This window comes from Gluconacetobacter diazotrophicus PA1 5 (genome assembly GCF_000021325.1).
In the GTDB taxonomy this organism is placed as follows: Bacteria; Pseudomonadota; Alphaproteobacteria; order Acetobacterales; family Acetobacteraceae; genus Gluconacetobacter; species Gluconacetobacter diazotrophicus.
In genome coordinates this window covers 382,674-398,740 of sequence record NC_011365.1, presented here as the reverse complement: position 1 = coordinate 398,740, position 16,067 = coordinate 382,674, and the positions used below count along the sequence as shown (strand labels likewise).

Annotated in this window: 18 protein-coding genes and 1 CRISPR repeat array; of the genes, 10 read left to right on the top strand and 8 right to left on the bottom strand. The window is 64.8% G+C overall.

What is annotated here, in order from left to right:
• The first annotated feature begins 2 nt into the window (after positions 1 to 2).
• Positions 3 to 392, top strand: a complete 390-nt coding sequence (gene gloA / locus GDIA_RS01830) for a lactoylglutathione lyase (protein ID WP_012225949.1) — start codon at positions 3 to 5, stop codon at positions 390 to 392.
• A gap of 8 nt (positions 393 to 400) precedes the next feature.
• Here the strand turns inward: gloA and GDIA_RS01825 are convergent, their stop codons facing one another.
• Complete coding sequence (locus GDIA_RS01825; protein ID WP_012225947.1) at positions 401 to 607, bottom strand: hypothetical protein; 207 nt, start codon at positions 605 to 607, stop codon at positions 401 to 403.
• 88 nt (positions 608 to 695) lie between these two features.
• On the opposite strand from GDIA_RS01825, the gene rpmH reads away from it, so the two are divergent.
• From rpmH to GDIA_RS01785, 9 genes are all read left to right on the top strand, one after another.
• Positions 696 to 830, top strand: a complete 135-nt coding sequence (gene rpmH / locus GDIA_RS01820; protein ID WP_012553083.1) for a 50S ribosomal protein L34 — start codon at positions 696 to 698, stop codon at positions 828 to 830.
• Positions 831 to 894: 64 nt separating this feature from the next.
• Positions 895 to 1,245, top strand: a complete 351-nt coding sequence (gene rnpA / locus GDIA_RS01815; protein ID WP_012225945.1) for a ribonuclease P protein component — start codon at positions 895 to 897, stop codon at positions 1,243 to 1,245.
• A complete protein-coding gene (gene yidD / locus GDIA_RS18160; protein WP_310889160.1) occupies positions 1,242 to 1,505 on the top strand; it encodes a membrane protein insertion efficiency factor YidD in 264 nt (87 codons plus the stop codon). Before rnpA ends, yidD begins: the two co-directional genes overlap by 4 nt.
• A gap of 21 nt (positions 1,506 to 1,526) precedes the next feature.
• On the top strand, positions 1,527 to 3,296 hold the full coding sequence (yidC, locus tag GDIA_RS01810) for a membrane protein insertase YidC (protein WP_012553081.1): 1,770 nt from the start codon (positions 1,527 to 1,529) through the stop codon (positions 3,294 to 3,296).
• Between the two features lie 13 nt (positions 3,297 to 3,309).
• Positions 3,310 to 3,981, top strand: a complete 672-nt coding sequence (gene yihA, locus GDIA_RS01805) for a ribosome biogenesis GTP-binding protein YihA/YsxC (protein WP_012225938.1) — start codon at positions 3,310 to 3,312, stop codon at positions 3,979 to 3,981.
• 100 nt (positions 3,982 to 4,081) lie between these two features.
• Positions 4,082 to 4,963 (top strand): acetylglutamate kinase, encoded by an 882-nt coding sequence (argB, locus tag GDIA_RS01800; RefSeq protein WP_041249771.1) that lies wholly within the window; start codon positions 4,082 to 4,084, stop codon positions 4,961 to 4,963.
• Positions 4,964 to 5,089: 126 nt separating this feature from the next.
• Positions 5,090 to 5,935 (top strand): 2,3,4,5-tetrahydropyridine-2,6-dicarboxylate N-succinyltransferase, encoded by an 846-nt coding sequence (gene dapD / locus GDIA_RS01795; protein WP_012553079.1) that lies wholly within the window; start codon positions 5,090 to 5,092, stop codon positions 5,933 to 5,935.
• A complete protein-coding gene (gene dapE, locus GDIA_RS01790; RefSeq protein WP_012553078.1) occupies positions 5,932 to 7,089 on the top strand; it encodes a succinyl-diaminopimelate desuccinylase in 1,158 nt (385 codons plus the stop codon). The genes dapD and dapE overlap by 4 nt, the downstream gene beginning before the upstream one ends.
• Entirely contained in the window at positions 7,086 to 7,724 is a 639-nt protein-coding gene (locus GDIA_RS01785) for a hypothetical protein (protein ID WP_012553077.1), read from the top strand. The genes dapE and GDIA_RS01785 overlap by 4 nt, the downstream gene beginning before the upstream one ends.
• Positions 7,725 to 7,730: 6 nt before the next feature.
• On the opposite strand, the gene truA is transcribed toward GDIA_RS01785, so the two are convergent.
• From truA to cas9, 7 genes are all read right to left on the bottom strand, one after another.
• Entirely contained in the window at positions 7,731 to 8,507 is a 777-nt protein-coding gene (gene truA / locus GDIA_RS01780; protein WP_012225918.1) for a tRNA pseudouridine(38-40) synthase TruA, read from the bottom strand.
• Positions 8,504 to 9,421 (bottom strand): methionyl-tRNA formyltransferase, encoded by a 918-nt coding sequence (gene fmt / locus GDIA_RS01775; RefSeq protein WP_012553076.1) that lies wholly within the window; start codon positions 9,419 to 9,421, stop codon positions 8,504 to 8,506. Before fmt ends, truA begins: the two co-directional genes overlap by 4 nt.
• A 45-nt stretch (positions 9,422 to 9,466) precedes the next feature.
• A complete protein-coding gene (gene def / locus GDIA_RS01770) occupies positions 9,467 to 10,006 on the bottom strand; it encodes a peptide deformylase (RefSeq protein WP_012225914.1) in 540 nt (179 codons plus the stop codon).
• A gap of 132 nt (positions 10,007 to 10,138) precedes the next feature.
• A CRISPR array of direct repeats spans positions 10,139 to 10,438; the repeat unit is 36 nt; unit sequence GCCGTGGTTTCCCTACCGATTTGCCGATGGTAGGCT.
• A 56-nt stretch (positions 10,439 to 10,494) separates the two neighbouring features.
• Complete coding sequence (cas2, locus tag GDIA_RS01765) at positions 10,495 to 10,824, bottom strand: CRISPR-associated endonuclease Cas2 (protein ID WP_012225910.1); 330 nt, start codon at positions 10,822 to 10,824, stop codon at positions 10,495 to 10,497.
• Positions 10,825 to 10,833: 9 nt separating this feature from the next.
• Positions 10,834 to 11,727, bottom strand: coding sequence for a type II CRISPR-associated endonuclease Cas1 (cas1, locus tag GDIA_RS01760; RefSeq protein ID WP_012553075.1), 894 nt, complete (start codon positions 11,725 to 11,727; stop codon positions 10,834 to 10,836).
• Between the two features lie 146 nt (positions 11,728 to 11,873).
• Positions 11,874 to 12,931, bottom strand: a protein-coding gene (locus GDIA_RS18155; RefSeq protein WP_157864088.1) for an IS630-like element ISGdi4 family transposase whose coding sequence is annotated in 2 segments (ribosomal slippage) — positions 11,874 to 12,439 and positions 12,439 to 12,931 — 1,059 coding nt in all. Because the reading frame shifts where the segments join, the coding sequence is not laid out codon by codon here.
• Between the two features lie 61 nt (positions 12,932 to 12,992).
• Positions 12,993 to 16,004, bottom strand: a complete 3,012-nt coding sequence (cas9, locus tag GDIA_RS01745; protein ID WP_012553074.1) for a type II CRISPR RNA-guided endonuclease Cas9 — start codon at positions 16,002 to 16,004, stop codon at positions 12,993 to 12,995.
• Between the last annotated feature and the right edge of the window lie 63 nt (positions 16,005 to 16,067).

Below are 16,067 nucleotides of genomic sequence, written 5' to 3'. Positions count from 1 at the left end.
AGATGGGATCGTATCTGCACACGATGGTTCGCGTCCGCAATCTCGACGCCAGCATTGCCTTCTATAAATTGCTGGGCATGCACGAATTGCGCCGGCGCGAGGTGCCCGAAGGCAAATACACCCTTGTCTTCATCGGCTATGCCGACAACGCGGCCGGCCAGGCGGAAATCGAACTGACCTATAACTGGGGCCAGGATGACGGGTACGAGGTCGGGACCGGATTCGGTCATTTCGCCGTAGGCGTGCCCGACGTGGCGGCGGTGGCCGAGGCCGTGCGCGCGGGCGGCGGCAAGGTGACGCGCGAGGCCGGGCCCGTGAAATTCGGCACCACGATCATCGCCTTCGTGGAAGACCCGGACGGGTACAAGATCGAATTGATCCAGCGCCCGTAGGCGCCCGGTCATTTTTTGGGCTGTCCAAGCGCCTTCAGCCGGCTTACGGCCTGCTCGATGGACTGGATGATCTGTTCGGCGGCGGCGCGGACCTGCGGGTCGGCATGCAGGGTCAGCCCGTCGGCCGACAGCATCGCGGGCGACAGCAGGCCGCGCACGTCATGCAGGGTCGCGGCGACCCGGCGGGTCTTTTCGTCCGATTCGGGGCCTGTCATGGCTCTTCTTCTCTTGCACGTTGACGTGCCGGGCAACGGGACGTATAAGCCGCGACGAAATTAGCGTTGTCAATTGGGGAGTGCCGTCGTGAAGCGCACGTATCAACCGTCCAAGCTGGTCCGCAAGCGCCGTCACGGCTTTCGCGCCCGTATGGAAACCGTCGGCGGCCGCAAGGTGATCGCGAACCGCCGCGCCAAGGGCCGCAAGCGCCTTTCCGCCTGATCATCAGGCCTGTCGTGTCCCCGGGCCAGTCCCGGGGCGCCGAGTTTCCAGGGGGCTGCTGATAGTGGCCGACCGCGCCCATCGTCTCAAGAAACGCGCAGAGTTCCTGAAGGTCGCATCCAGGGGGCGGAAAGTGCCGTCGCCTGGCCTTGTGCTGCAGGCCCTGGGGCGGGACGACTCCGATCCGGCCAGGATCGGCTTTACCGTGACAAAGAAGGTCGGAAACGCCGTCGTCCGCAACCGGACGCGCCGCCGCCTGCGTGAAGCGGTGCGCGTCGTGGAACGCGAGGAGCCGCTGAACGGGGTCGATCTGGTCCTGATCGGGCGCGACGGAACGCGCGGACGCACCTTCGCCGCCCTGGTGGGCGACCTGCGCCGTACCCTGCGCAAGGCGGGCGTGCGGGGAGCGGAGTGAGTGCAGTTCTGGCTTGGCTCTTGATCGGCGCGATTCGCGTCTATCAATGGGTCTTGAGCCCCGTCCTGGGACCGAATTGCCGATTCGTGCCCTCCTGCAGCAATTACGCGGTGGAAGCGGTGCGCCGTCACGGTCCGTTTCGCGGCGCGATTCTGGCCGCATGGCGGATCTTGCGTTGCAATCCGTGGAATATCGGCGGATACGATCCCGTGCCTTCGCGGGAGCGCGCGCGCCGTTCCTGCTGTTCTTCCCATAGATAACGAGAGTCTGGCTGGTCGCTGATGGATACCAAGCGTTTTATCGTGGCGACGCTGTTGTCCGCCATGGTCCTGGTTGGCTTCGAATATTTCATGCCGAAGCAGGCCCATCACGAGGTCGCACAGCAGGCCGCCCAGACCAGTCGCCAGACACCGCCCACCGACGCCGCTCGCGCGCCGGCCCCCGTCGCGGGTGCCAGTTCCCAGCCCGTATCCACGCCCGCGCCGCAGGCCGAGACGCGGCTTGCGATCGACGCGCCCAAGGTGGCCGGATCGATCGACCTGCTGGGCGCGCGGCTGGATGACATGGTGCTGCGCGACTATCACGAGACGGTCGCCAAGGGCAGCCCGCAGGTCCGCATCCTGGAACCCGGCCACGACCAGCAGCCCAATTACGTCGAAATCGGCTGGATGAACCTGCCCGGCGGCCAGGTACGCGTGCCCGACGCCACCACGGTATGGAGCGCGGACGCGCCCAAGCTGACTTCCGACCGGCCGGTCACGCTGTCCTGGGACAACGGCGCGGGCGTCACGTTCCAGATCGTGGTGTCGATCGACGCCCATTACATGTTCGGAATCGAGCAGCGGATCGTGAACCGCTCCGCGCAGCCGGTGTCGCTCTACCCCTATGCCCGCGTCGACCGGGCCTATACGCCGACGGAAACCGGCGGCTACCTGGTGCATGAGGGGCCGATTTCCGTCATCGACGGCCGGCTGGACGAAAGTTCGTACAAAAGCCTGCGCACCGGCGCCACGCCGCCGGGCAACCTGTCCTGGACCAAGGGCGGACAGGGCGGATGGGCCGGGATCACCGACAAATACTGGCTGACCGCCGTCATTCCGCAGCAGGGCACGGCGGTGACCGGCAGCTATGGCTATCAGGCCAATGGCGGGGCAGGGGTCTATCAGGTCGGCTTCATCGCCCAGGCCGCCACCGTGGTTGCTCCGGGGACCACGGGCGCGACCGTCAGCCACGTCTTCGCGGGCGCCAAGGAAGTGAACCTGCTGGAACAGTACCAGTCCAGCCTGCACATTCCCGATTTCTGGAAGGCCGTCGATTTCGGCTGGTTCGCCTTCCTGACCCGTCCGATCTTCTACGTGCTGGATTGGCTGAACACGCTGCTGGGCAATTTCGGTCTGGCGCTGATGGCGTTCACCCTGCTGGTCAAGGCGCTGTTCTTCCCGCTGGCGACGCGCCAGTTCCGCTCGATGGCCAAGATGCGGCAATTGCAGCCCAAGGTTCAGGAACTGCGCGAGCGGTACAAGAGCGACCAGATGGCGCTGAACCAGAACATGATGGCGCTGTACAAGGCCGAGGGCGTGAACCCGGCTGCCGGGTGCCTGCCGATGGTGGTGCAGATCCCGGTGTTCTGGAGCCTGTACAAGGACTTGTATATCACCATCGAAATGCGCCACGCGCCCTTCTTCGGCTGGATTCACGACCTGTCCGCGCCGGACCTGACCAACCTGTTCAACCTGTTCGGGCTGATCCCGTGGGACCCGAACGTGCTGTCGCCGTACCTGCAGTTGGGCGTGTGGCCGATCCTGTTCGGGGCCACGATGTTCCTGCAGCAGAAGCTGAACCCGGCGCCGACGGACCCGGCGCAGCAGCGCATGTTCCAGATGATGCCGGTGCTGTTCACCTTCTTCATGGCGCGGCAGCCCGCCGGTCTGGTGATCTATTATTGCTGGAACAACCTGCTGACGGTCGCGCAGCAGATGGTGATCCAGCGTCGCATGAAATCCGCCGTCGACAAGGTCGGTGCGATCCCGGCCGCCGCCGGGCGCAAGTGAGCGGCAGGGCCTGATGTCCGACTTCAACGCCACCCCCCGCACCCCGGACGAGGAAGAACGGCTGCTCGAAGCCGGCCGCCTGCTGTTTGCCGGTCCGTGTGATTTCTTCTTCGGGGCGCAGAAGCTGGAGCAGCTTCCGCCCCCCGGTGCGCCGGAAATCGCGTTCGCCGGACGGTCGAATGTCGGGAAATCCAGCCTGATCAACGCCCTGACCGGACGCCGCGCACTGGCGCGCGCATCGTCGGAACCGGGGCGGACCAAGCAGCTGAATTTCTTCGACCTGGGGGGGCGGCTGACCCTGGTGGACATGCCGGGCTACGGCTACGCCCGCGCCGCGAAGGATGTGAAGGAAGACTGGCAGGGCATGATGTTCGCCTATCTGCGCGGACGTCCGACCCTGCAGCGCGTGATCCTGCTGCTGGATTCGCGGATCGAACTCAAGGCGTCGGACCGCGAGATCATGACGCTGCTGGACCGTGCGGCCGTGACGTTCCAGATCGTGCTGACGAAGTGCGACGCGCCGCGCCCCGGCGCGCTGGAAGCCAAGCGCAGCCAGGCGGCCGACCTGGCCCGGCAGCATCCGGCCGCCTATCCCGGAACCTTCGCCACCAGCAGCGACACCGGGCTGGGCATCCCCGAACTGCGCGCCGAACTGGCGGCCCTGGCCCTGCCCCAAGCGGGCTGAACCGGTTCCCATCATGACCAAGACGACAGGGCACGACCCGATGAGCGAATCCCAGAGCGAATTCCCAGGCGGCGGCACGACCGGCGATATCGTGCGGACGATGCAGGAAGCGCAGGAACGGGCCGCCGTCCTGGCCCAGGCGCTGCCGTTCCTGCGTCGCTATGCCGGGGATACGATCGTGGTCAAATATGGCGGCCACGCCATGGTGGACGATTCGCTGTCCAACGCGTTCGGGCACGACATCGCGCTGCTGAAGCTGGTGGGGGTCAATCCCGTCATCGTTCATGGCGGCGGCCCGCAGATCAGCGCCATGCTGACCCGGTTGCAGATCCCCTCGACCTTCGTGGACGGGCTGCGGGTCACCGATGCCGCCATGGTCGACGTGATCGAAATGGTCCTGGCGGGGAAGGTGAACAAGCAGGTCGCCGGCCTGATCAACCAGGCCGGCGCGCTGGCGGTCGGGATTTCCGGCAAGGATGGCGGGCTGATCACCGCGCGGCGCCTGCAGCGCACCACCCGCGATGCCAGCGGCCAGGAGCGGGCGCTGGACCTGGGCTTCGTCGGCGAACCCACGCATATCGATCCGCGCGTGCTCTACGCCCTGTCCGGATCGGGCCTGATCCCCGTCGTGGCCCCCGTGGGCATCGGCGAGGCCGGTGAGACGTACAATATCAATGCCGATACCGCCGCCGGCGCGATCGCGGGCGCGGTGCATGCCACGCGGCTGCTGATGCTGACCGACGTGCCCGGCGTGCTGGACGAGACCGGCGCGCTGATCCCCGAACTGACGGCCGAGGAAGCCCGGCGCGGCATTGCCAGCGGCATGATCAGCGGCGGCATGATCCCCAAGGTGGAAACCTGCCTGGAGGCCGTGCGCAGCGGCGCCAGGGCGGCGGTGATCCTGGACGGCCGGGTGCCCCATGCCTGCCTGCTGGAACTGTTCACCGAGGCCGGTCCCGGAACGCTGATCCGCGGCGAATAGGGACCGCGCGACGCCACGGGGGCGAGATGCGTTGACAGGCCGGGGCCTTCCTTCGCATGGTCCCGCGACATGAAGACGGAATGCGATGGGCCGCCATGGCCATCGCCGAGACAGGATTGCAGGACCATGAACGACGAGCACGCCCTCCGGACCCATATCGAGGCAGCATGGGAGCGGCGCGACACGCTGTCCTCTGCCACGAAAGGCGCGGACCGCGAGGCCGTCGAGCATGCGCTGGCCGGGCTGGATTCGGGCGCGCTGCGCGTTGCCACGCCCACCGATGCCGGGTGGGTCGTCAATGAGTGGCTGAAGAAGGCGGTGCTGCTGTCCTTCCGCCTGAACGACAGCCACGTGATGCCTGCCGCACCGGCGCCGTTCTTCGACAAGGTGCCGCTGAAGTTCCAGGGTTGGGACGAGGCACAGTTCGGCCAGGCGGCCTTCCGCGCCGTTCCGGGCGCCATCGTCCGGCGGTCGGCCTATATCGCGCCCGGCGTGGTGCTGATGCCCAGCTTCGTCAATGCCGGCGCCCGCGTCGAAAGCGGCACGATGGTCGATACCTGGGTCACGATCGGAAGCTGCGCGCAGATCGGCCGCAACTGCCATATCAGCGGCGGTGTCGGCATCGGTGGCGTGCTGGAACCGTTGCAGGCCGCGCCGGTCATCATCGAGGATGACTGCTTCATCGGCGCGCGCTCGGAAGTCGCCGAGGGCGTGATCGTCGAGCGCGGTAGCGTGCTGTCGATGGGCGTGTTCCTGAGCGCGTCGACCAAGATCGTCGACCGCACGACGGGCGAGGTCTTCGTCGGCCGCGTGCCGGCCTATTCGGTCGTGGTGCCGGGCACGCTGCCGCCGCGTACGCCGCATGCCGCCGACGGCACGCCGCTGCCCGCGCTGGCCTGCGCCGTGATCGTGAAGCGCGTCGACGAACGCACCCGCTCCAAGACCTCGATCAACGAATTGCTGCGCGATTGACCGGTGCCCTGACCCCGGCATCCACCCCCGCGCTCACCCTGGCGCGGGACCTGATCCGCGCGCCGTCGGTCACGCCGGACGATGGCGGCGCGATCGGGGTGCTGACGGCTGCCCTGCGCGGGCTGGGGTTCGACGTCACCGACCTGCCGTTTGGCGAGGGACCTGCCCGCACCCCGAACCTGTTCGCGCGGCTGGGCCGGTCGGGGCCGCATCTCTGTTTCGCCGGACATACCGACGTGGTGCCGCCCGGCGATGGCGGCTGGACCTCGGGCCCGTTCGAGGCCGCGCTGCGGGACGGCCGCCTGTACGGGCGCGGCGCATGTGACATGAAGGGCGGGATCGCCGCCTTCGTCGGCGCCGTGGCACGGATACTGGAATCGGGCCGGACGCTGCGGGGTTCGGTCAGCCTGCTGATTACCGGCGACGAGGAAGGACCGGCCACCTTCGGCACCGTCAAGGTGCTGGAATGGATGGCGGCGCACGGGCAGGTTCCCGATTTCTGCGTGGTGGGCGAACCGACCAATCCCGACCATCTGGGCGATGTCATCAAGATCGGGCGTCGCGGCAGCCTGAATGCCCGGATCGTCGTGCCGGGAATCCAGGGTCACGTGGCCTATCCCCATCGGGCCGACAATCCGGTCCATCGCCTGCTGGCCATCCTGTCGGACCTGACGGCCCGCCCGTTGGACCAGGGAACGGAGTGGTTCGAACCGTCCAGCCTGCAGGTCACCACGGTCGATGTCGGCAACGAGGCGACCAATGTCATTCCCGGCCGGGCCACGGCACGGCTGAACATCCGCTTCAACGACCTGCATACCGGCCAGGGCCTGGCCGACTGGATCCGCGGCGTCGCGCATGTCCACGCCCCGGGGGCGGAGGTCACGGTCCAGATCAGCGGTGAAGCCTTCCGTACCGAACCCACGCCGGAGCTGGACATGCTGGCCGCGTCCATCCAGGCGGTGACGGGGCGGGCGCCGCGGCTGGATACCGGGGGCGGCACGTCCGATGCACGGTTCATCAGCCGCTATTGCCCGGTTGCCGAATTCGGCCTGGTCGGGGCCAGCATGCACAAGGTGGACGAGCACGTGCCCGTTGCCGACCTTCTCGCGCTGACCGACATCTATGCGGCGTTTCTTGAAAGGCTGATGGGATGATGCAGGGACGCGGCGTGCCGCAGGGACCGTTGCCGAACAGCGCCGGCGGTATCTTTCGCGGCATGATGCTGCTGGGCCGTGGCCGGCGCGAGGGGCTGAACTGTTTCGGTGCGACCCAGGATTCGGTGTTGACCGCGCTGGCCCCGCGCGTGGCGCTGTGGCTGGTCGGTGCGTTGCTGACCCTGGTCCAGGCCCCCACGGGACTGAGCGGGACCAAGATCCTGTTCTCGCTCTGCCTGGTCCTGACGCCGATCATCGTGACCCATCAGTTGGCACGCCTGTGGGGGCGCGAGGCCCTGTGGCCCCGCTACATGACCGCGGCGCTGTGGTGCGACTGGCTGGTGCTGTTCGTCATGCTGATCGCCGTGGCCGTGGTGGCGATGGTCCTGCCGGCCGGTCTCAATGCCGTGCATTCCGCGCTGATCCTGAACGGGATCGTCTTCGCCTATAACCTGTGGCTGACCTGGTTCATCGCACGGGTGGGGCTGGCGCTTGGCGTGTGGCGGGCGATTCTGGTCGTTCTGGCGGTCGCGGCGGCGATCCTGGTCCTGGGCGAGGCGGCGGCGGTGCTGCCGCCCCATTATGCGCCCTGGCAGGATTTCCTGGCCCTGCCATCGGCGCACGCTCCGCAGTAAGGGGATTTAGAACGGATCGGGGTCGTAGCCCACCCCCGTCAGGTACAACCCGTCCGGGGGGGCTGTCGGGCCCGCCGCCCGCCGGTCGCAGGCGGCCAGTGCCGCCGCCACCCGGTCGGGCGCCCACAGTCCTTCCCCCACCAGCTTCAATGTGCCGACCATGTTGCGCACCTGGTGATGCAGGAACGACCGGGCCTCGGCCTCGATCACGATTTCCTCGCCCTGGCGGACGACGCCCAGCCGGTCCAGCGTCCGCAGCGGGCTCCTGGCCTGGCATGCGCTGGCGCGGAACGAAGTGAAATCATGCCGTCCCAGCAGAAGGCGGGCGGCCCGCGCCATGGCCGCTTCGTCCAGGGTGCGCTTGACCAGCCAGACCCGTCCGTCATCCAGGGTCGGCCGGCTGCGGCGGTTCAGGATCCGATAGCGATAGGACCGGCGGATGGCGGAAAACCGCGCGCTCCATTCGGTATCGACCGGACAGGCCCGCAGCACCGCCACCGGATAAGGCTTCATGTGGAAATTCAGCGCATCGCGCACGGTCGAATCGTTCAGGCGCACGTCGCCGGGAAAATCCAGGTGCGCCGCCTGGCCGGTGGCATGCACGCCGGCATCGGTGCGCCCGGCGGTAATGCTGGGCACGACGCGTCCGGACGCCAGCCGGCTCGCTGCTTCCTCCAGTACCTGCTGGACCGACAGGCCGGTGATCTGGCGCTGCCAGCCGACGAAGGGGCGTCCGTCATATTCGATGCGTACGGCCCAGCGCTGGAGCGACGGCGCGGTCACGATCCCAGCCGCGTGCCGACGGGGACCGGCTGGCCGCGCAGGAAGGCGTCGGCCTCCATCATGCCGCGTCCCGGGCGCTGGATGCGGGTCAGGCGCAGGGTCCCCTGGCCGCAGGCGACCGTCAGCCGGTCGTCCAGCACCGTGCCGGGTACCGCGTCCCGCGGCCCGTCGATCGGGGTCGCGGCGCCGATCTTCAGGACCGTGCCGTCCAGCGTGGTGAAGGTGCCCGGCCAGGGCGTCAGGGCGCGGACCTGCCGGTCGATATCCACGGCATCGCGGGTCCAGTCGATGCGTCCGTCCTCGCGGGTCAGGCGGGCGGCATAGGTCGCGCCCTCGGCGGGCTGGGGAATCGCGGCGGTCTCCGAATTCGCCAGGGCCGCCACGATCAGCCGGCCCCCCATGGCCGCCAGGTCGTCATGCAGCGTGCTGGCGGTGGTTGCCGGCGTCAGGGCGACGCGGCCGGTCAGCAGCATCGCGCCGGTATCCAGCCCTTCGTCCATCTGCATGATGGTCACGCCGCTCTCGTCGTCGCCGGCCAGGATCGCGGCCTGGATCGGCGCGGCCCCCCGCCAGCGGGGCAGCAGGCTGGCATGGACGTTCAGGCAGCCCCGGCGCGGGGCGTCCAGCATCGCGCCGGGCAGGATCAGCCCGTAGGCCGCGACCACCGCCGCATCCAGGTCCAGCGCGCGGAAGAACGCATGTTCGTCGTGATTGGCGCGCAGCCGGGTGGGCACGCGCACCGGAATGCCCAGCGCCTCGGCCGCCAGGTGGACGGGCTGGGGACGCACCGCCTGGCCGCGCCCGGCGGGACGGGGCGGCTGGCTGTAGACCACGGCGATCTCGTGCCCCGCTTCGTGCAGGGCGTGCAGGGCGGGAACCGCGAAATCGGGTGTTCCCATGAAGGCCAGGCGCATGACGATCCGATCCTGTTTCCCGAGAATGATCAGCGCTGAAAAGACTCAGCGTTTCTGGCGCTGTTCCTTGGCCAGGCGCCGCATGATCATGTTGCGCTTCAGCGTCGAGAGGTGATCGACGAACAGGATGCCTTCCAGATGATCGATCTCATGCTGGATGCAGGTGGCCAGCAGGCCGTCGGCCTCCAGTTCCTCCTCTGTGCCGTCCAGGGTGCGGTAGCGCACGCGGACACGGTCGGGGCGGATCACCTCGGCATATTGGTTGGGCAGGGACAGGCACCCTTCCTCGCGCGAGGCCAGGCTGTCCGATTCCGCGATCACGTCCGGGTTGATCAGGATCAGCGGCTGGCGCTCGCCTTCCTCGCCCAAATCCACGATGGCAAATCGCAGGCCCATCCCGACCTGCGGGGCCGCCAGGCCGATCCCCGGGGCCTGGTACATGGCGGCGAACATGCGCGGCAGGGCATCGCGCACGCCCGCCGCATCCTCGGGCCGGACGGGGCGCGCCTTCTGCCGCAGGATGGCCTGCGGCGCGACCAGGATGGGCATGGGAATGGCGGCGGCGATGGCGTCACGGTCGATCATGCAGGGCGATGTAGCGACACCGGCCCCGCCGCGCCAGAGGGAACCCGCCCAGCAGCGTGGAAAACCCGGAAGAATTGGATGAAAATCATGAGTTCTTCGTGCCCACAAAATCCACCGGCACAGCTAAGAGCAGCCGTGGTTTCCCTACCGATTTGCCGATGGTAGGCTCCGCGATGCTGGTACGCGTGAACGTGCGGAGCCGTGGTTTCCCTACCGATTTGCCGATGGTAGGCTCAGCCCTGCACCCGCGCGCGAGCAACGAGGGCCGTGGTTTCCCTACCGATTTGCCGATGGTAGGCTAGGCCCTTGTCGAAGGTGACGCGCTCCCCTGCCGTGGTTTCCCTACCGATTTGCCGATGGTAGGCTCCTCTCGTAGGGCAATGCCCAGCCGGCTGAGCCGTGGTTTCCCTACCGATTTGCCGATGGTAGGCTACCTTGCAGGGAAGTAATTGGAACTGTTGTGATTTCCGCGTTTTTTGACGCCGAAATCACAACAGCACCATCTGAGAAGGTCCGATTCGCTCGGTTTTTGGCGCAAGGCCCAGCATCAATTCCATCCGTCCGTATTGCCTGTCCGTGATTTGTAGTGTCCGAACGCTACCTTCCTTTGGAAGATTCGACCGCACCCGCCGAACATGCTTTTCCACAGCGTCCTGTCCTCGGCAGATGCGTGCGTAAACCGAAAATTGCAACATCAAGAAGCCGTCATCCTTGAGGAAATGGCGAAAGCGACTGGCGCGTCGTCGCTGCTCTTTGGTGCGAACCGGAAGGTCGAAAAATACGAGAAGCCACATGAACCGGATGTCCTCGGCTTTCATCGCGCACCGTCAATCCCGGGCTTTCAGAGTTGGAGTCGAGAGAAGCGCGGCACTGCCATGCTCGATGGCGCGCACCACGGACATGGCTACCGCTTCGGTTGCGGCCAGGACGGTCATTCGCTCGCGACCGATGGCCGCATTGTCATTGAGGATCGTCGACATTTGACGGCGATCCTCGATAGACAGCGTGTCCCCTACATGTTCCAAAGCCCGGTCATGCGCCATGCGGTCCACAAAGGGGCGGAACGGCTCGATCAGATCGTCGACGAGATTGAACGCATTGGTTTTCGATGCGTGATGTACCCCGAAAGCTGGGAGCAATCCCAGCGCCACGCATGCGCGTGCAATCGCGGCTCGCATGATCGCATAACCATAGTTAAGCAACGCATTACGACGATCATTCTCGTTTGCGCGTGTAAAATCCGAAAACAGGCTCGCCCAGTAAGCTCGGGCCGCCTGTGCTTCCACATTGCCCGGATCGCCGGAAGCGACCCGTCCAGCCATTGCTGCAATCGTTTGTCCTTGCGGCCGGCCGAGTTGGTCCAGTAGTGCAGCCTGATTACGTATCTTGGCGACGACCAATGTCTGCCACAGGCGCTTCTTCAATGGTTGGCTGATCGAGATCTGGGCATGTGCTATGTGCGCCTGGGCATGATGCTGGTGAAAAGGCAGCAGGATACCGGCAGGATGATGCCTGGCATCGGGCACGATCATGGCAACGCCATTTTCTGCAAGCGCAGAGAGAAGAGACCCGGTGATGCTCACTTGTCGCGTATCGAGGATAAGGCACGCGATGTCCTCCACCGCCAATGATACCTCGCCACCATCCTGAGCAACAACGAGCTGCCGATTCCGATGCGTCAACCGGGAGGGGTGGGAGATATGCACGCCTCGCCATGCCATGTGCGCACCTCTTTGCGGACAGGGGATTTTCTACCAAAGCGGTCCACTTGATACTTACTTATGGCCAGCAAGGTTTTTGTGCCAATTCCCGAATGTATCGACTTGGGATCATTATGTGCTGATATTGTTATACCAACTCCTGTTTGTTAAAACCCATGTGCCCATTGTCGTAGCCCGAGGGACATGATGCGCCAGGGCTGGTCGACGAGCTGGTTCCAGGCGTGGCAGCAGATATCGACGATGTCGTCGTAGGTGCGGAAGATCCGGTTCGACAGCCAGGTATTGCGCATGAACTGCCAGACGTTTTCCACCGGATTGAGTTCGGGCGAGCGTGGCGGGAGCGGCAGGATGGTGATGTTGGCGGGGATATCGAGTTTCGGGCTGGTATGCCACGCTGCCTGATCGACGATGAGGATAGCGTGAGCGCCCGGCGCTACGGCCTGCGAGATCTCGTCGAGATGCCGGTTCATGGCGTGGAGGTTGCACCAGGGCAGGACGAGGGCCGCTCCCTTGCCTAGCGCCGGACAGATCGCTCCGAAGATCCAGGCCGAACGTGTGCGCTGATCGGCAGGCGCGCGTGGACGGGTGCCGCGTCTGGCCCAGCGGCGCGTCAGCTTCGTTTTCTGGCCGACCCTCGCCTCGTCGCCCCACCAGAGTTCGATGGCCTTGCCGGGATGCCGGGCCCGGATCCCGGCCATGACGTCGGGGAAGCTTTTTTAAAAACGTCCTGGGCCTCGGGATCCTGGGCATGGTGCCGGGGGCGTCCCGTCAGAAGGCGGAAGTCGAGGCCCCGGATAACGGCGCTCAGCCGGCTGCGCGAAAGAGAGACGCCGAATTCCTCATAAAGCCATTGCCCCAGATCAGCCTGCCGCCAGCGCACCACCCCATGCACGGCAGCGATCGGGCCGTCCTCGATCCGGCGCATCAGCGCTTCCAACATGGCTGGTGTCAGGCGGGGAACGACACCGCCCCCATGATGATCCCGCACGCCATCCGGGCCCTCGGCGTTGAAACGCACCACCCAGTCCCGCACAATCTGCCGATCCGTCCCAGCCAGTCGTGCCGCGTCTCCGCGTGACGCACCATCGTAGATCGCCGCCAGCGCCAGAAGCCGACGCGCCTGGCCCGCATGCCTCGTTGTCCGCGCCAGAGCACGCAGTCCCGCCGCATCATAATCCTCACGCAACGCTAACGCCCCGCCCATTCGGATGCCTCCCGCCCGGTTCGGCATCCTGTGAATCACAGCTCGTTCCAGAACGATACCGTCAGGCAATCACATATGAGTCAGGGCCGACCGGAGTTGGTATTAGTGCCCCCGTGTTCCGATGAAGGCCCACGAAATATCCTTCGATCACTTCTCCACTCGGTCTTATGATCTCTATATTGGAGCGAGGATAAAGACTAAAGCGAAATTGATGCTCGGGACCGACTTCGGTCCATTCATCCTCATCCTTATTGGCAACTATCGACCGCATCGGTGGCTTTGGCCAAGCCTTCCGATTCATGATCTGATGTGGATAAACGGGCACCAGATACCATTCGTCCTTGCCCCTGCGGTTGGGCTTGCTAAACACGTCCGCCCGTACCATTTCTCCTCGACCGGCAGTGCCCCCGCGGACGGGAACGGCGGCCTTGATCGTGGTCGCCAGACGGATCTTGGTGATAATATCGCCGCGTGGCGAACGGGGTGGGGCGTCGGCGGGCCGGCCGGTTGCGATCCAGGAGCGTATAGCCTCCACGATGGCCTCATTGCGTTCGCCATCCTTAATCCGTTCAAGGTCGGCTTCCTTGAGGCTGGAAACGGCCTTCCGTTCAAAGACGATGGGCGTACATTCGCGCTCTTTCACCTGCCGGATTGTCGCGGCATGGCCCTCGCCACGCGCGCGGCGGCGTTCGGGGCGGGCAACGAATACTTCCGGATAGGTTGCCTCAACATCCGCACGAAAGCTTTCCCACGGCGGTTCGACACGTCGCAGTGGTCGGCCCAGTCCCTGCTGTTCCCATTCGTGAAAAGATTTGGTCAGCCGCTGGATCTCGGCTTCGTCAACTGCCGCCACTGTCAGCGCATCCAGCGCGTGATGGCGGTCATCATTGATGCGCTTGCCATCCTGTTTCTTGAGTGATTCCACCCCCCATGCCTGACGCAAAGCCGCCGTAAGAGCGCCGGGCCGGGTGAAGACGCGACGATTACCGCCCTTTTCCTGCCGCTCGCCAAAAGCATAAAGCAGTTTCACTGCTTCCGCGAACAGGCGTGCGGCATAGCGCGTGTCATTGAGATTGCGGCTGCGGAATTTCTCTTCAGCCTCTTTGGCGTTTTTCAGCAGATAATTGCGCTTCTTGAAGCCGCGCAGTTCCTTGTTGGTCTCGATCCGCTGTACAAAAGCGTTCCACGCATCGCCAGTCTGTCCGGAGAGCCATTCATAGGGCGTCGATCGCTTTTTTTGCTGGTTGGCACTGGCAAGACACAGCGTCTTGTTGTTGAAGCTGTCATCGCCGAAGCGGGACCAAGGCAGGATATGATCCACCTGGACGCTGTTGTCGGTGGCTGCTATCTGACGAATGTGGATAGCCTTGCCGGTATACAGGCATTTGCCTCCCTGTTCTTTCCATAGTCGGTAACGCAGCAATGTGTCGCCGTTCACATCTTCCAGATCAAGAAGATCATGGACCTCCCGACGTTCGCGCGCGCGCAGGGCGGTATTTTTTTCAATATGTTTTTCAATTTCCCGTCGCTTTTCGATACTGTTGCCGACATCGCGGGCAAGTTCGACATGGATCGAACCGGGCAAGCCCCAGTGATTACGCATCGCCCAGATCTGCTTGAGCCCTTCGATCAGGGCTTTGCGGGCGATAGGGTTGGCAATGCTTTCCCCGATTTCCGTGACCAGTGCGTTGAACTGGGTCTTTGCGACGATCTGACCGTGATGGGAAAGGCGGGAGGCAGCATGGTCATAGCCGGCCATCGTGCAAGCTTCGTCATAGCGTCGGCCTTGTTCGAGATGGGGCAGCAGGTTGCGCGCCGCTTTCGTCGAAATATGGGCAGCGCCCTTGAATTTCGCGAATACGCCAGCATCCAGCGCCGTCAGTAAAACGTCGAGGACCGCAAGCGTCAGACCGATCTCACGCAATTTCTCCGTTATTGTTTCGTTCGCCTCGAAGAAACTGAGTACCTGGACAATCGCGTCAAGCTGCTCCGGCCTCTCTTGCATGTCGGTCCAAAGCGCCTCGCCGAGAGCCTTGCGGAGGGTCGCGGTTCCCGTCATCGCCCCACCGGTCCGGGCAACGATATCGCGATCCTCATCCTCCGGCCTGATCGTGGTAAAACGTTGATTGTCCTCCAGACCGATCAGGGTCCGCACGCGCTTGATCGACAGCTTTGCAGTCTTGCCGAGATCGCGGGTAACGAGAGCGATTTCATCGACGGTCAACGGGCGTTCGCCATCGGGCGTCGTAATGCGCAGGTTGAGGAGCCGGGCCAGCAGGCGGAATCGCTCAAAGGACGGAGTCAATTTCGCTGCGCGCTTCTCCGTCCTTTCGAATGGGCAGAAACCTACCAGCCTTTCGCTGTCCTGCATCGGCCGCTGGTGGAAGGCACTGGCGGTGAACGCTTCTTCCAGTTCTGGCGAGGCGAAACCCTGTCCCAGCCGGCGCTGCGCGGCGAACAGGGCGTGGACCTCATGCTCCAGGTCGTCACGGGCAGTAGTGCGGTCATATTTGCCTTCGCGGTTGCGGCGGCGGCTGGCAAAATCAGGATCACGCGCAAACATTTCGCCGACCGTGCGGTAGCGCCCCAGCCGCTCGCGAGTGGCTTCCAGTGCGGTCAGCATCTTCTTGTCGTCGCTGCTGATGTTTGTCGCCTTGCGCTTGGCGGCGGATTTGAAGCCCCGCCTTTTGGCGATATGGCCAAGCACGACCGCGAACTCGACGGGTTTCAACGGTTTGTCGAGGCCGCGCGCGCGCAACTCCCATGGATCGTGGCCAGGGCGTTTCAACGCATCGCTGTCGGTCGAGGGAAGCAGCCCGGCGGCGTGGAGTAATCGCCTGATTGCGGCCATACGGTTGCGGCGGCGGCGGATTACCCGCCGTAGCAGTCGGTTGGAACGCCGAATCTGGTTGGTGGGCGTCCGTTCCTTGCTGGTTTCGGGAACATCGAAGCACCAACTCCCCATTCCTTCTATCACGCCTTTTCTTCCGAAGGCAGACGGCCGCCGCAGTACGGCCCAGCCGCATGAACCGATGCCCAAGTCGATCCCGAATGTCAGGCTTTCGTCGATCATATTTTCCCCAAGCGATTTCAAGCCTCTTGACTTCTTCAAGTCAATAAGGTCATCTGTTCTTGG

Coding starts and splice junctions, on each gene's coding strand:
- yidC (WP_012553081.1), top strand. CDS start 1,527: ATGGATACCAAGCGTTTTATCGTGGCGACGCTGTTGTCCGCCATGGTC.
- cas2 (WP_012225910.1), bottom strand. CDS start 10,824: ATGAAAGCCGAGGACATCCGGTTCATGTGGCTTCTCGTATTTTTCGAC.
- argB (WP_041249771.1), top strand. CDS start 4,082: ATGCAGGAAGCGCAGGAACGGGCCGCCGTCCTGGCCCAGGCGCTGCCG.
- GDIA_RS01825 (WP_012225947.1), bottom strand. CDS start 607: ATGACAGGCCCCGAATCGGACGAAAAGACCCGCCGGGTCGCCGCGACC.
- def (WP_012225914.1), bottom strand. CDS start 10,006: ATGATCGACCGTGACGCCATCGCCGCCGCCATTCCCATGCCCATCCTG.
- cas1 (WP_012553075.1), bottom strand. CDS start 11,727: ATGGCATGGCGAGGCGTGCATATCTCCCACCCCTCCCGGTTGACGCAT.
- cas9 (WP_012553074.1), bottom strand. CDS start 16,004: ATGATCGACGAAAGCCTGACATTCGGGATCGACTTGGGCATCGGTTCA.
- gloA (WP_012225949.1), top strand. CDS start 3: ATGGGATCGTATCTGCACACGATGGTTCGCGTCCGCAATCTCGACGCC.
- fmt (WP_012553076.1), bottom strand. CDS start 9,421: ATGCGCCTGGCCTTCATGGGAACACCCGATTTCGCGGTTCCCGCCCTG.
- dapD (WP_012553079.1), top strand. CDS start 5,090: ATGAACGACGAGCACGCCCTCCGGACCCATATCGAGGCAGCATGGGAG.
- yihA (WP_012225938.1), top strand. CDS start 3,310: ATGTCCGACTTCAACGCCACCCCCCGCACCCCGGACGAGGAAGAACGG.
- GDIA_RS01785 (WP_012553077.1), top strand. CDS start 7,086: ATGATGCAGGGACGCGGCGTGCCGCAGGGACCGTTGCCGAACAGCGCC.